11 protein-coding genes are annotated in these 13,620 nt (G+C 56.8%); 3 read left to right on the forward strand and 8 right to left on the reverse strand.

Annotated features, from left to right (window positions below):
- Window positions 1–153 precede the first annotated feature (153 nt).
- Genes xseA through HP564_RS07900 form a run of 3 tightly spaced genes read left to right on the forward strand, consistent with a single transcriptional unit; the run spans window position 154 to window position 2,929 of the window.
- Window positions 154–1,527: an exodeoxyribonuclease VII large subunit gene (gene xseA / locus HP564_RS07890; protein ID WP_371241784.1), complete on the forward strand. Its 1,374-nt coding sequence runs from the start codon at window positions 154–156 to the stop codon at window positions 1,525–1,527.
- 47 nt (window positions 1,528–1,574) lie between these two features.
- Window positions 1,575–2,588 carry a M4 family metallopeptidase gene (locus HP564_RS07895; RefSeq protein WP_371241785.1) on the forward strand — a complete coding sequence of 338 codons (1,014 nt, stop codon included), beginning with the start codon at window positions 1,575–1,577 and terminating at the stop codon, window positions 2,586–2,588.
- The gene (locus HP564_RS07900) at window positions 2,585–2,929 is read left to right on the forward strand and encodes a protealysin inhibitor emfourin (protein WP_371241786.1); all 345 of its coding nucleotides are present in this window, start codon (window positions 2,585–2,587) and stop codon (window positions 2,927–2,929) included. Before HP564_RS07895 ends, HP564_RS07900 begins: the two co-directional genes overlap by 4 nt.
- Before the next feature lie 80 nt (window positions 2,930–3,009).
- On the opposite strand, the gene HP564_RS07905 is transcribed toward HP564_RS07900, so the two are convergent.
- The 8 genes from HP564_RS07905 to pilW all read right to left on the reverse strand — a co-directional run bounded on the left by HP564_RS07905 (window position 3,010) and on the right by pilW (window position 13,600).
- The gene (locus HP564_RS07905; RefSeq protein ID WP_371241788.1) at window positions 3,010–5,442 is read right to left on the reverse strand and encodes a glucose/quinate/shikimate family membrane-bound PQQ-dependent dehydrogenase; all 2,433 of its coding nucleotides are present in this window, start codon (window positions 5,440–5,442) and stop codon (window positions 3,010–3,012) included.
- A gap of 381 nt (window positions 5,443–5,823) precedes the next feature.
- Window positions 5,824–7,311 (reverse strand): ribosome biogenesis GTPase Der, encoded by a 1,488-nt coding sequence (gene der, locus HP564_RS07910; RefSeq protein ID WP_371241790.1) that lies wholly within the window; start codon window positions 7,309–7,311, stop codon window positions 5,824–5,826.
- A gap of 164 nt (window positions 7,312–7,475) precedes the next feature.
- Window positions 7,476–8,657 (reverse strand): outer membrane protein assembly factor BamB, encoded by a 1,182-nt coding sequence (gene bamB / locus HP564_RS07915; protein ID WP_371241791.1) that lies wholly within the window; start codon window positions 8,655–8,657, stop codon window positions 7,476–7,478.
- Window positions 8,658–8,676: 19 nt separating this feature from the next.
- Window positions 8,677–9,294 carry a YfgM family protein gene (locus HP564_RS07920; protein ID WP_371241793.1) on the reverse strand — a complete coding sequence of 206 codons (618 nt, stop codon included), beginning with the start codon at window positions 9,292–9,294 and terminating at the stop codon, window positions 8,677–8,679.
- A gap of 39 nt (window positions 9,295–9,333) precedes the next feature.
- Window positions 9,334–10,608, reverse strand: coding sequence for a histidine--tRNA ligase (gene hisS, locus HP564_RS07925; protein ID WP_371241794.1), 1,275 nt, complete (start codon window positions 10,606–10,608; stop codon window positions 9,334–9,336).
- Window positions 10,609–10,709: 101 nt separating this feature from the next.
- Window positions 10,710–11,831, reverse strand: a complete 1,122-nt coding sequence (gene ispG, locus HP564_RS07930) for a flavodoxin-dependent (E)-4-hydroxy-3-methylbut-2-enyl-diphosphate synthase (protein WP_371241796.1) — start codon at window positions 11,829–11,831, stop codon at window positions 10,710–10,712.
- 37 nt (window positions 11,832–11,868) lie between these two features.
- Entirely contained in the window at window positions 11,869–12,879 is a 1,011-nt protein-coding gene (rodZ, locus tag HP564_RS07935) for a cytoskeleton protein RodZ (protein ID WP_371241798.1), read from the reverse strand.
- The gene (gene pilW, locus HP564_RS07940; protein ID WP_371241800.1) at window positions 12,869–13,600 is read right to left on the reverse strand and encodes a type IV pilus biogenesis/stability protein PilW; all 732 of its coding nucleotides are present in this window, start codon (window positions 13,598–13,600) and stop codon (window positions 12,869–12,871) included. The genes rodZ and pilW overlap by 11 nt, the downstream gene beginning before the upstream one ends.
- Between the last annotated feature and the right edge of the window lie 20 nt (window positions 13,601–13,620).

The following is a 13,620-nucleotide window of genomic DNA, read 5'->3' on the forward strand; positions in this document are numbered from 1 at the left end:
GAGGTGAATGAGAACAGATAAAATATTGCCGCGGCATTATACAGGCCGTAATCGTTTGCCTCCAGCTTTATTTGAGAAAAAGTCTTGATCCTCATTGCCAGGCATGTAGTATCGGTTAATTAACCCTCTGATTTATTATTTGATCTCCATCACATGTCGCTACCTCCGAACGCCAATATTTTTACCGTTAGCCGCCTGAATACGACGGTGCGTCAGCTGCTGGAAAATGAGATGGGCTCGGTGTGGCTGAGCGCGGAGATCTCTAATTTTTCTCAGCCCGCTTCCGGCCACTGGTACTTCACCCTGAAAGATGATGGTGCTCAGGTGCGCTGCGCCATGTTCCGTAACAGCAACCGGCGGGTGACGTTTCGTCCTCAGCATGGCCAGCAAATTCTGGTGCGTGCCACCATTACCCTCTATGAACCGCGCGGCGACTATCAGCTGCTTATCGAAAGCATGCATCCCGCTGGTGAAGGCGCGCTGCAACAGCAGTTTGAGCTGCTGAAAGCAAAGCTGGCCAGTGAAGGCCTGTTTGACCAGCAGCACAAACAGCCGCTGCCTGAGCCTGCAAGACAGGTGGGCGTGATTACCTCGGCAACGGGCGCAGCGCTGCACGATGTGCTGCGCGTGCTGCACCGCCGTGACCCCTCGCTACCCGTTGTTGTCTATCCCACGCCGGTTCAGGGTGTGGATGCGCCGGACGCCATTGTGCGCGCCATTACGCTGGCAAATCAGCGTGCAGAATGTGATGTCCTGATTGTCGGACGCGGCGGCGGCTCGCTGGAAGATTTATGGAGCTTTAACGAAGAGCGCGTGGCGCGGGCGATTTTTGCCAGCCGCATTCCCGTGGTGAGCGCCGTGGGTCATGAAACCGACGTGACTATCGCCGACTTTGTCGCTGACCTGCGCGCCCCCACTCCCTCTGCTGCGGCTGAGATGGTAAGCAGAAACCAGACGGAACTACTGCGACAGCTGCTGTCACAGCAACAGCGGCTGGAGATGGCGATGGATTATTATCTGGCGCAGCAGCAACGCCGCTTTACGCGCCTCGATCATCGTTTGCAGCAGCAACATCCCCAGCTGCGCGTTGCCCGCCAGCAAACTACCCTGTTCCGCCTGCAGCAGCGACTGAATGAGGCGATGGAGAATCAGCTACGTCAAACCGCACGCCAGCAGGATCGTCTGACGCAACGTCTGGCCGCACACCAGCCGCAGTCTCGCCTGTTTCAGGCCCGGCGTCAGCTGGAGCAGATGCACTACCGTTTACAGCAAAGCATGGAGAAGCAGCTTAATCAGGATCGACAGCGTTTTGCCGTGCTGGCCGGACAGCTTGAGGCGGTCAGTCCCCTGGCGACGCTGGCGCGCGGCTTCAGCGTGACAACCGATGCCACAGGGCAGGTTGTGAAAAAAACTGCCCAGCTCCAGGGTGGGGATACCCTGCGCACGCGTCTTGACGACGGCTGGGTAGAGAGCCAGGTTACCCATATCGAGCCAGAAAAAAAACGCCGCCGCAAAACGCCCTCCTGAGCAAAGACTATACTTTTTGGCACATTACTTGTGCCAAGGAGTCGGGTATGTCCTACAGCGTTATTCCTCCCTATATTTTACGTAACATTGTCGCTCACGGTTCCACTCATCAACAGGACTATGCGCGCCGCACGCTGATGCACGTTCAGCATCTGATGGCAGAAAACTGGCAAAAGCCGGTTGCGCCGCGAACGGCAGCTGGCGGTCAGGTCGACCGTGAAATTTATGATGCAAAAAATACGCAAAACCTGCCGGGCGAGCTGCTGCTGAGTGAAGGCCAGCCGGAAAGCAGTGACGTCGCCGCAAAAGAGGCGTGGGATTACCTGGGCGTTACCTACGACTTTTTCTGGCAGACCTACCAGCGGAACTCGCTGGATAATCAGGGTCTGAAGCTGCTCGGAACCGTCCATTACGGCAAGGCCTATCAGAACGCTTTCTGGAACGGTCAGCAGATGGTATTTGGCGATGGCGACGGCGAAATTTTTAACCGTTTCACCATTGCTATTGATGTGGTGGCGCATGAGCTGGCGCATGGCGTGACCGAGACGGAAGCGGGCCTGATCTATTTTGAGCAGGCGGGTGCACTCAATGAATCGCTCTCCGACGTATTTGGTTCGCTGGTGAAACAGTATCACCTGAAACAGACCGCAGAGAGCGCTGACTGGATTATTGGTGAAGGTCTGCTGGCGAGCGGGATCAACGGACGCGGCTTGCGATCTATGGCTGAGCCAGGCACCGCTTACGACGATCCTATGCTGGGCAAAGATCCGCAGCCTGCGCATATGGATCACTACATCAAGACGCGGGAAGATAACGGCGGCGTTCACCTTAACTCAGGCATTCCAAACCGCGCCTTCTGCCTGGCTGCAAAAGCGCTGGGAGGTTACGCCTGGGAGCAGGCAGGCTACGCCTGGTACGATACGGTATGTGATAAATCGCTGCCGCAAAACGCCGACTTCAGTACCTTTGCCCGCTTTACTATCCAGCATGCTGAACGTCGTTTCGATCGCCCGGTGGCGCAGTCTATTGAACAGGCGTGGAAGGAGGTTGGCGTGCTATGAGTGCTTTTCCTGAACTGACTGACGATGCGGTGATTGAGGTCGAACGGGAAGGCGGGCTGGCGTTTATTCCCGGCCTGCGCGGCGCGCGGCGCTTTGCGCTGGCTCAGCTGCCTCAGCCGCAGAAGCAGCGCGTCTGTCAGGTTCTGGAGCAGGCGCTGCCGTTAGGCGAACCTGAGGATAAAGCGCCTGAAATCGGGCGCAGTGACCAGCGCTACTTCCGCATTCAAATCAGTTATGCCACTCACCGGGAAATCGGCACCATTGTCCTGCTGATCCCGGAACAGGTGGCACCACCGGAGCTGGAAGCGCTGTGGCGTGACGGCGATAAGGCCGATAACTGACAAACGCGATGTCCGCTCTTATTTGCATGCAAAAAAAAACCCTGCGCTGAGGCGCAGGGTCTGACGATCACGCTTAACCGTTATGGCAACGCGTAAGCTATAACATAGTCGCCGCGATCGGGTGACTGACGCGCACCGCCTGCAGAGATCAGAATGTACTGTTTACCATTTTTCGGTGAAACGTAGCTGATCGGTCCGCCCTGGCTGCCCACCGGCAGACGTGCTTTCCACACCTCTTTACCCGTTGAGCTGTCGAAGGCGCGCAGGTAGTAGTCCTGCGTACCAGCGATAAACACCAGGCCGCCCTGCGTTGCCAGCGTTCCGCCCAGCGTCGGCATACCGATGGGCATCTGCGCGTGCATTTTAATTCCAAACGGTCCGGTATCCTGCACCGTACCTACCGGCACCTGCCAGACGATTTTACGCGTCTTCATGTCGATCGCCGACAGCGTACCAAACGGCGGTGCCTGGCATGGAATGCCCAGCGGAGACATAAAGCGGTTTTTGTTCACCGCATAAGGCGTGCCTTTCAGCGGCACCGCCCCCATACCGGTGTTGATCGCCTCACCGCCGTTGCTGCCGCGCGCAATGTTGCTGGTATCGGCCGGGATCATCTGCACCCACAGGCCGAGGCGCATATCGTTAACGAACATGTACTGGTTGTTCGGATCAAACGACATGCTGCCCCAGTTCATGCCGCCCAGAGAGCCAGGGAAGCTGAGAGATTTGTCGGTATCCGGCACGGTGAACAGGCCGTTATAACGCATCGATTTGAAAGCGATTCGACATGCCAGCTGATCGAACGGCGTCGCTCCCCACATGTCTGATTCAGTCAGCGTCTGGTTGCCGATTTGCGGCATCTCAGTCGAGTGCGGCTGAGTTTTGGTGTACTGCTCATTCGGGATGTGACCCTGCGGCATTGGCAGCTCTTCGACTTTCGTCAGCGGCTTGCCCGTCTCGCGGTCCAGCACAAAGATCATGCCGGTTTTACCGCCAATCACTACCGCTGGTTTGGTGGTGCCATCCTTCATCGGGAAGTCAACCAGACTCGGCTGCATCGGCAGGTCAAAGTCCCACAGATCGTTATGTACGGTCTGGTAAACCCACTTCTCTTTCCCTGTCGTGGCGTCAAGCGCCAGTACCGATGCACCATATTTATGGTCCAGTTCAGTACGGTTTGCCCCCCACAGGTCCACAGATGAGCTGCCCATCGGGATAAACACGGTGTTCATCGCCGGATCGTAGGACATCGGTGCCCAGGAGTTCGGGGTGCTGCGTTTATAGTTCTGGCCCGGCATCAGGACGGCATTGGGATCGACATTGCCTGGGTCAAACGCCCAGCGCTGCTGGCCGGTGATCACGTCAAAACCACGCAGTACGCCGCCAGGCATATCGGTCTGAACGTTATCTGCCACGCGACCGCCCACCACTACCGTGGTGCCCGCCAGGGTTGGCGCGGAAGTCAGCTGATACTTCGGATCCTGCGCTTCACCCAGACCTTCTTTCAGGTTCACCACACCGTGGTTACCGAAGTTTTCACAGAACTCACCGTTGTCGGCGTTGATCGCAATCAGACGCGCATCAATGGTGTTCATCAGAATACGGCGCTGACAGCTATCCCCTGCCGCCAGGTTCGCTGCGGGTACGGGCGTTGAGCCTGGTTTGCTCGGCTGGGTCAGCGGTTTCGTCGCATCAAAGTAAGCCAGGCCACGGCAACGCGGCCAGACATCTGCCTGTGCGTTGATTTCGCGTTTCCAGATCTGCTTACCGCTGTCAGCCTCAACGGCAATCACGTTGTTGTGCGGTGTACAGAGGTAGATGGTGTTGCCGATTTGAAGCGGCGTCTGCTGGTCTTCCGCGCCGTTGCCCGTCGGGCTGATCGGCGTATCACCCGTATGGAACGTCCAGGCAACCTGCAAATCTTTCACGTTATCACGCGTGATCTGGTCAACCGCAGCAAAGCGGTCACCGCCCGGCGTGCGGCCATAGTTGTTCCAGTCCTGCTGCGGTTTGCTTTTATCAACCGGGATCAGCGGCAGCGCTTTACCGGTAATCGCCACGGTCGGATGCGGCTGGAACATCTGCACCAGGGTGCCTACCATACCGACAGCGATTACGGCTGAAAGCACAAAGGAAACTTTTGCCAGCGAAGATTTTCCCTCGCGCTTGCGCAGCGCCGGCCAGGTCAAAAAGGCCAGCAGCATCAGACCTGACGGCACCATCAGGCGCGATACCAGCGGCCAGAACGACCAGCCCGCATCGAACAGTGCCCAAATCAGCGTGCCGACAAAAACCAGAATAAACAGCACAACGGCAGAGGATTTACGGCGGAAAAACTGGATTGCTGAGAGCAGGGTGACAATGCCTGCGATCAGGAAGTACCAGCTTCCACCGAGCGACACCAGTTTGCCGCCTCCGATAGCAAAGAACAGGCCGACTGCCAGCAGCACCAGCCCCAGCAAAATCGACCAGATACCCAATCCTTTGCCGGATCGGGATGATGTTTCAGCCATAACACAAACTCTCCTGAAAAAATAAAGCCTTACCTCACACCAGCCTGACGACAGCGGCTGAGGCATAGCGGCGTCTGACGCACCGGGTACAGCTTTATTTTACTTGGTAATGGTACGGACCCATGTCCGGGTTGCAGGCATTGTGAGCGAGGAAGCATGTAAAATTTTCTGCCCGCGTCGCAATACGGGGCAGGATTGTACCACCTGGTACATAATAAGGTGAACATCTATAACGTGAAGTAAACGTGGCAATAGCATTTTTGCTACAAAATGGGTGTGGCAGGCGACTGCCGCCGAAGCGCGGCAGCGCTATGCCGTGACTGAAGAGCCACTGAACAACTATCAGGGCAAAAAAAAGGGACCTTCCGGTCCCTTTATGGTTTAACGCTTATTTTTCTTCAGGTGCGACAGCAGACGCTTGCGCTTGCGCTGCTGGGTTGGCGTCAGCAGATTGCGTTTACCCGCAAACGGGTTGTCGCCCTCTTTGAACTGAATACGGATTGGCGTGCCCATCACGTTAAGCGAACGACGGAAGTAGTTCATCAAATAACGCTTGTAGGAGTCAGGCAAATCCTTCACCTGGTTTCCGTGGATCACCACGATAGGCGGGTTATAACCACCGGCATGTGCATACTTCAGCTTAACGCGACGGCCGCGCACCAGCGGTGGCTGATGATCCTCTGCTGCCATATTCATAATGCGCGTCAGCATAGAGGTGTTAACACGTTTGGTGGAACAGTCATAGGCTTCCGTAACGGATTCAAACAGATTACCTACGCCGCTACCGTGCAGTGCAGAGATAAAGTGTACGCGGGCAAAGTCGATAAAGCCGAGACGGTAGTCCAGTGTCTCTTTGACTTCCTCTTTGATCTCCTGCGTCAGACCATCCCACTTATTGACCACAATCACCAGCGAGCGCCCGCTGTTCAGGATAAAGCCGAGCAGTGACAGATCCTGATCGGAAATCCCTTCACGCGCGTCGATAACCAGCATCACCACGTTGGCGTCTTCGATTGCCTGCAGCGTTTTGATCACCGAGAACTTCTCTACCGTGTCGGTAATTTTGCCGCGCTTACGCACGCCTGCCGTATCAATCAGGATATACTCGCGGCCGTCACGCTCCATCGGGATATAGATACTGTCGCGCGTCGTGCCCGGCATGTCATAGACCACAACGCGATCTTCACCGAGGATGCGGTTCGTCAGCGTTGATTTGCCGACGTTAGGACGCCCAACAATAGCCAGCTTAATGGGCAGGCCGGTCGGATCGAACGCTTCTTCCTCTTCTTCCGGCGTTTCGCCGTTCTCTTCCGCTGCCAGTGCCGCCCAGTAAGCTTCGTTTTCGTCTTCTTCGGTCACTTCACGCGGATCAACCTCATCCATCCACGGCAGCAGGGCCGTCTCCAGCAGGCTGGTCACGCCGCGACCGTGGGAGGCCGCAATCGCATGAATTTCGCCCAGACCCAGCGAGTAGAAATCCACTACCGCAGAGTCGGGATCGAGCCCGTCGGTTTTGTTGGCGACCAGGAAGGTTGGCTTCTGGCGCGAACGGATATGGTTGGCGATCTGCTTGTCCGCTGGCATCACACCCGCACGTGCATCCACCATAAACAGCACGACGTCGGCTTCTTCGATCGCCAGCAGCGACTGCTCTGCCATACGCGTCTCGACACCCTCTTCGGTGCCGTCGATACCGCCGGTATCAATAACAATAAATTCGCGCCCTTCCACTTCGGCGCGACCATATTTGCGATCGCGAGTCAGTCCGGGAAAATCCGCCACCAGCGCATCACGAGTGCGCGTTAAACGGTTGAACAGCGTGGATTTCCCCACATTGGGACGCCCAACCAGCGCGACCACAGGAATCATAACAGTGCCTCAATAAAAAAATTAATCGCCCGAATGGCGTGATTATAACGGTTTTAACCGCCAGGTTCAGGCTGAAGGCGCTAAGAATATCATGCCTGAATAAAAACGAAACGGCCCCTGACGCGTCAGGAGCCGTTATACGGAAGGCAAATCCTGCTAGCCGGTTAACGCGTTATCGCGTAAACCTCGCCGCCTTTGGCCTGAATGATCAGCTTGTCGCTGGCCACGACCGGCTCAGTCTGGAAGCCATCGCTGTCCACTTTCTGCTGGGCAACAAAACGGCCATCCGTGGTGTTGAGCCAGTGCAGATACCCTTCGCTATCACCCACAACCAGATAGCCGTTGTAGAGCACGGGCGTGGTCAGGTTACGGTGCAGCAGATCGCTCTGACGCCAGATAGCCACGCCACCGTCTGCGTTCAGGGCGATAACGCGATCGTCCTGATCCACCAGATAGATACGGCCGGCATCGACAATCAGATCTTTCACGCCGCCAATTTCGCGCTTCCACAGGATCTGGCCGGAACGCAGATCGAGTGCCGCCAGATTGCCGTTATAGGCCAGCGTGTAGACAACGCCGTTGACAATGACCGGTGTCGTATCGACATCGTTCAGGCGATCGATTTCCGTTGCGCCGCTCGGCTGGGAAATACGCTGCTGCCAGATGATCTGGCCCTGATTCATGATGACCGCGCTAACGCGGCCATTATCGCCGCCGACAATTGCGCCGCCGAATGCCACCGCTGGCGCAGACTCGCCGCGCAGTGACAGCGCAGGCATATCCAGGTTGACGGTCCACTTCACCGCGCCGCTGCTCTGATCCAGCCCTTGCAACATACCGTTGCTGGTGTGCACCAGCACCAGGCCATCGCTGACCACCGGACGCGACAGCGCTTCACCCGCCACCTTCGTCTGCCATGCAAGGGTGCCATCGTTGCTGTTCAGCGCGAACACCTGGCCGCGTTCGCTGCCCACGAAAATATGATCGCCTGCCGCCGTGACGCCGCCAGAGAGCAGAGCCGAGATATTTTTCGAGAAAAAGCCGGTTTTCTCAGAGAGATCGACTTTCCATTTTTCCTTGCCGCTGGAGGCGTCCAGCGCTTTCACCACGCCGAAACGGTCCGCCGCAAATACGGTATTGTCCTGCCATGCCGGATGCAGGTTAGAGTAGAAATCGCCAACGCCATCACCAACTGACGTGCTCCACGCTTTCTGAGGGGTAAACTGATTTTCCACCTTCGGCAGCGGGGCCATTTTCACTACATCTTCTTCGCCGCTGAACAGCGAACAACCGCTGAGCAAAGTGACTGAAATCAGTCCTGGCAGCAGGTATTTACGTAATTCCATGCGCTCTCTCTTGACTGGCTTAGCTTAAGTTATTCATCTTCATCTGCATCATTTGCTTCAGCGCTGGAGAGGCGTTTGACTCAACGCCCTTACTCCATGCCGCGCGTGCGCCCTGCTTATCGCCTTTGCTCAGCAGCGCCTCGCCGCGAATATCCGCTACAATGGCCGTCCAGCCATCGCCCTTGACAGCGTCGAGGGTTTTAAGTGCGGCATCCGACTGATTCTGTTGCAGTTGAATGCGCGCCAGACGCAGGTTAATCACCGCCTGCAGATTGGCATCTTTGGTATTTTTCAGGCCGTTTTCCAGCAGGGAAGAGGCCTTGTCCAGCTGGTTAGCGTCAACATACTGCTTTGCCGCCTCCATCGCCGCCAGTGCGCCATAGGTATTGCTGTTTTCGTTAGCAAATTTCGCTACGGCATCCAGCGTGGCTGGCTGGTCAGCTTTCATCGCGCTGGTTACTTGTTGATACTGCGCTGAAACCGCTTTTGCCGACCCCTCTTCATGGCTGGCCCAGTAGCGCCAGCCGCCCAGCGCGGCAATGCCGATAATCACGCCGACCGCCAGCGCCTTGCCGTTACTGGCAAAAAAGCGACGTAACGCGTCAACCTGCTCGTTTTCATTGCTATAGACTTCCACGCGATCCCTCTCCTTTCTCTGGTTGGTGCCGTGCCACGCTTACTGCAACAGCGTGCGCAATGCAGCAGCAGCCTCTGTCTGTGCCAGCGTTTGTTGATCGCCGCTGCGCAGATCCTTAATCACCACCTGACCGGCTTTCACTTCATCTTCACCCACGACCAGCGCGACGCGAGCGCCCCACTTATCGGCACGGGCAAACTGCTTCTTGAAGTTGCCGCCGCCAAAGTTGGTCATTAGCTTTAGCTCTGGCGCTTCGTCACGCAATTTTTCTGCCAGCTGCATGGCCGCAGACTGAACGCCCTGCCCCGAAGCGATAACATAGACATCAACAACGCGCGTCGGTTCAAATTCAGGATTAACCGCCTGCACCAGCAGCACCAGACGCTCCAGCCCCATTGCGAAACCTACCGCCGGAGTAGCGCGTCCGCCTAGCTGCTCGACCAGGCCATCGTAACGGCCACCGCCGCATACTGTGCCCTGCGCACCCAGGCTTTCTGTCACCCACTCAAAAACGGTGCGATTGTAATAGTCGAGACCGCGCACCAGGCGCTGATTGACGGTGTAGGCGATGCCCGCATCGTCCAGCAACGCGCAAAGCCCGCTAAAGTGTTCGCGAGAGTCGTCGTCGAGATGATCCATTAGCTGTGGCGCATCGTTGAGCAGCGTCTGCACCTCAGGATTTTTGCTGTCCAGCACGCGTAGCGGGTTGCTGTACATGCGGCGTTTGCTGTCTTCGTCCAGCACCTCTTTATGCTGTTCGAGAAACGCGACCAGCGCGTCGCGATAGTTGGCGCGCGCCTCCAGCGAACCGATGGAGTTAAGCTCCAGGCGCACGTGATCGGCGATGCCCAGCGCTTTCCACCAGCGCGCGGTCAGCATAATCAGCTCAGCGTCGACATCGGGACCCTGCAGGCCAAATACCTCTGCCCCCAGCTGATGGAACTGGCGATAGCGGCCCTTCTGCGGACGCTCGTAGCGGAACATCGGGCCCATGTACCACAGGCGTTGTTCCTGGTTGTAAAGCAGACCATGCTCAATCCCGGCGCGTACGCAGCCTGCGGTCCCCTCGGGACGCAGCGTCAGGCTTTCGCCGTTGCGGTCGTCAAAGGTATACATCTCTTTTTCAACCACATCGGTCACTTCACCGATAGCGCGCTTAAACAGCGGCGTCTGCTCCACGATCGGCATGCGAATTTCGCTGTAGCCGTAGCTGGAGAGCACCTGCTTGAGCGTGCCTTCAATCCGTTGCCAGATAGCCGTATCTGCCGGCAGGTAGTCGTTCATGCCGCGGATAGCTTGAATGTTCTTCGCCACGTTAAAATCTCTTAATACAAAAAAACCTGTCCGGCATCATACCTTATGAGGATGAAACCGCACAGGTTCATTAAACAAAGTCACGCTGCACGCGCCGGATGTTATTTTTCCAGCTGCTGCACGCTGATACGACGACTCTCATCCAGCATGGTGGCTTTGGCACGGATGCGCGCCTCAAGCTGATCGATCATATCGTCGTTATCGAGACGATCGCGCTGACGCACGCCATCTTCGTAGAAACCGCTCTTCTTGTTACCGCCGGTGACGCCCAGGGTCGAGACCGTGGCTTCGCCGGGACCGTTTACCACGCAGCCGATAATGGAGACATCCATTGGCGTGATCAGGTCTTCAAGACGCTGTTCAAGCGCATTCACCGTGCCGATCACGTCAAACTCCTGGCGCGAGCAGGTTGGGCAGGCGATAAAGTTGATGCCACGCGAGCGGATGCGCAACGACTTGAGAATGTCGAAGCCGACTTTGACCTCTTCCACCGGATCGGCCGCCAGCGAAATGCGCAGCGTGTCGCCAATTCCTTCAGAGAGCAGCAGGCCAAGACCAATCGCCGATTTCACCGCGCCCGCGCGCGCGCCGCCTGCTTCGGTAATACCGAGATGCAGCGGCTGATCGATCTGTTTCGCCAGCAGACGATAGGATTCAACCGCCAGGAAAACATCTGACGCTTTAACGCTGACTTTGAACTGATCGAAGTTAAGGCGATCAAGATGGTCAACGTGGCGCATAGCCGATTCCAGCAACGCCTGTGGCGTCGGCTCGCCATATTTTTCCTGCAAATCTTTTTCCAGCGAACCGGCGTTAACGCCGATACGGATGGGAATGTTGTAGTGACGCGCGCAGTCCACCACCTGGCGGATACGCTCGTTGTTGCCGATATTGCCTGGGTTAATACGCAGGCAGTCAACGCCATATTCGGCGACCTTCAGCGCAATGCGATAGTCAAAATGGATATCTGCCACCAGCGGCACGTTGACGCGCTGCTTGATCAGCTTAAAGGCTTCCGCAGCATCCATCGTTGGCACAGAGACGCGGACAATATCCACGCCGACGCGCTCAAGCGCTTTGATCTGATTGACCGTGGCATCGACATCGGTAGTGCGGGTATTGGTCATCGACTGAACGGCGATAGGCGCGCCGTCGCCGACAGGCACCTTGCCGACATAAATCCGGGTTGATTTACGACGGATAATGGGTGCTTCGTTATGCATATTCTTTCTCCACAATTGCCCGGGGCGCGATGCAGCGTTATTGCGCACCCAACGTCAGGCGAGCAACCTGGTTATTACGGACAAAACGACTTAAATCAACCGGCTGGTTCTGATATTGCACCTGCACCGCCGCCGGTGCGCCAATTTTCAGGCGATAGGGTGCGGTACCGGAAAGGCTGAGTTTACCACCGTTACGTTGCATTCCGCTGAACAGTTTTTTACCGGTGGCGTCGGTGACTTCCAGCCAGCAGTCCGCATTAAAATTCATGACAACGGTATTCGGATCGGCAGGTGCTTCACCCACGGCTGCATTGCTGGTCGGCAGTTGACCGGCGGTCACAGACGGCGTTGCGCTACTCTCAACCGGAGCCTGGCTCGGTGAGACCACCGCGCTGTTAGCAGAGGTTGCGGCAGGTGCCGCGCTGGAGTTGGCAGACTGAGCCGCAGTGGTGCTGCTCGGCTGGCTGGCGGCCGGTGATGCCGTGCTGCTGTCAGCGCTGTTGGTTTCATCTGGTGCAGCCGGTGCCGTCGTCTCCTCGCTGGCGTCATTGCTGCCGCCGTCGAGAGGGATCGACTGGCTGTTATCGCTGCTGCTGCCGTTCTGGTCCGCCATAGAAACCAGATCGTCCTGGGAAGCTTTGTGATTCTGCCACCACCATGCGCCGGTCAGACCGACCACCACAAACAGCACCAGCCAGGTGAAAATCATTAGCCAGCCGTCGCGCTTTTTGCGACGTTTGCCGAGCGAGAAGTTCTGCATCGGCTCAATTTTTGCCGCACGCACCGGCGTCTGCTTCGCCATCATCGGCAGCAGATCCTCTTCAGGAATATGCACCAGACGCGCGTAGGAGCGAATGTATCCACGCAAAAAGGTCGACGCCAGATCGGCCGGCGATTTGTCCTCTTCGATATCGCGTACGGTCGTAAGTTTCAGGCACAGGCGTTCAGCCACGTTTTGCTGAGTCAGCCCCATTTTTTCACGGGCCAGACGCAGGCGTTCACCTGTGGAGTGTACTGCAGAGTTGTCTTGAGTGGCTTCAGTATTCATTAGCTAAATAACGCTGGTACTGTATCGATTGTGGAAAACTTCGCGCTAACTGGTCGCTATAACGTGTAACGTCAGCAGCTTTTCCCTGTTGCGCGGCGAAACGGATCTGTAACGCTAAGCTGCGTGCCGTAGCAGGCAGATATTGCTGATAAAGCTCAGTTAACAGTAAAGCATGTGCCGGATAAAGTACGCGTTGTTTTTCCGCCTCGTCCAGCAACGCATCGCCTTTCGCGCGATTTGCCTCAAGTGCCCGCCCCAGCGCCGCTCGTGCAGCCTGCATATTCTCTGCCTGGAGATAACAATATCCTGACAGCTCCCATGCGTCGGCCTGAGCGTCACTTTCTGACGCATCCATAGCCCGCTTAAACTGTTGATGCGCTTCATCATACTGCCCTAAAGCGCAGAGAAACGCACCGTAATTGTTAGCGACATAGCCATTTGCTGGTGCCAGCCGCTGCGCCTGCTGATAGTTACGCATCGCCTCGGCACGGTTTCCCTGTTTTTCTGCCAGCCGGGCCCGTGCCAGAGGCATACGGTAGTCACGTGGCGCAGCGGCCTGCGCCCGCTGAAAATTGCGGCTGGCGGCAGCAAAATCCCCTGCCGCCAGATAGTGCATCCCCAGCGCCAGACGCGTCTCAGCTGCCCCAGAACAGGGGCTGCGACTGACACAACCGGTTACAACAATCAGTGCCAGTAAACTGGCTGGTAATCCTTTACCCATTCGGTTCTCCTGATGACCAG

The organism is Pantoea sp. KPR_PJ (assembly GCF_041386365.1).
GTDB lineage: Bacteria > Pseudomonadota > Gammaproteobacteria > Enterobacterales > Enterobacteriaceae > Pantoea.

What these genes read in the sequence shown, in the direction of transcription:
- xseA (WP_371241784.1), top strand. Translation starts at nt 154, where the DNA reads ATGTCGCTACCTCCGAACGCCAATATTTTTACCGTTAGCCGCCTGAAT.
- HP564_RS07895 (WP_371241785.1), top strand. Translation starts at nt 1,575, where the DNA reads ATGTCCTACAGCGTTATTCCTCCCTATATTTTACGTAACATTGTCGCT.
- HP564_RS07900 (WP_371241786.1), top strand. Translation starts at nt 2,585, where the DNA reads ATGAGTGCTTTTCCTGAACTGACTGACGATGCGGTGATTGAGGTCGAA.
- HP564_RS07905 (WP_371241788.1), bottom strand. Translation starts at nt 5,442, where the DNA reads ATGGCTGAAACATCATCCCGATCCGGCAAAGGATTGGGTATCTGGTCG.
- der (WP_371241790.1), bottom strand. Translation starts at nt 7,311, where the DNA reads ATGATTCCTGTGGTCGCGCTGGTTGGGCGTCCCAATGTGGGGAAATCC.
- bamB (WP_371241791.1), bottom strand. Translation starts at nt 8,657, where the DNA reads ATGGAATTACGTAAATACCTGCTGCCAGGACTGATTTCAGTCACTTTG.
- ispG (WP_371241796.1), bottom strand. Translation starts at nt 11,831, where the DNA reads ATGCATAACGAAGCACCCATTATCCGTCGTAAATCAACCCGGATTTAT.
- rodZ (WP_371241798.1), bottom strand. Translation starts at nt 12,879, where the DNA reads ATGAATACTGAAGCCACTCAAGACAACTCTGCAGTACACTCCACAGGT.
- pilW (WP_371241800.1), bottom strand. Translation starts at nt 13,600, where the DNA reads ATGGGTAAAGGATTACCAGCCAGTTTACTGGCACTGATTGTTGTAACC.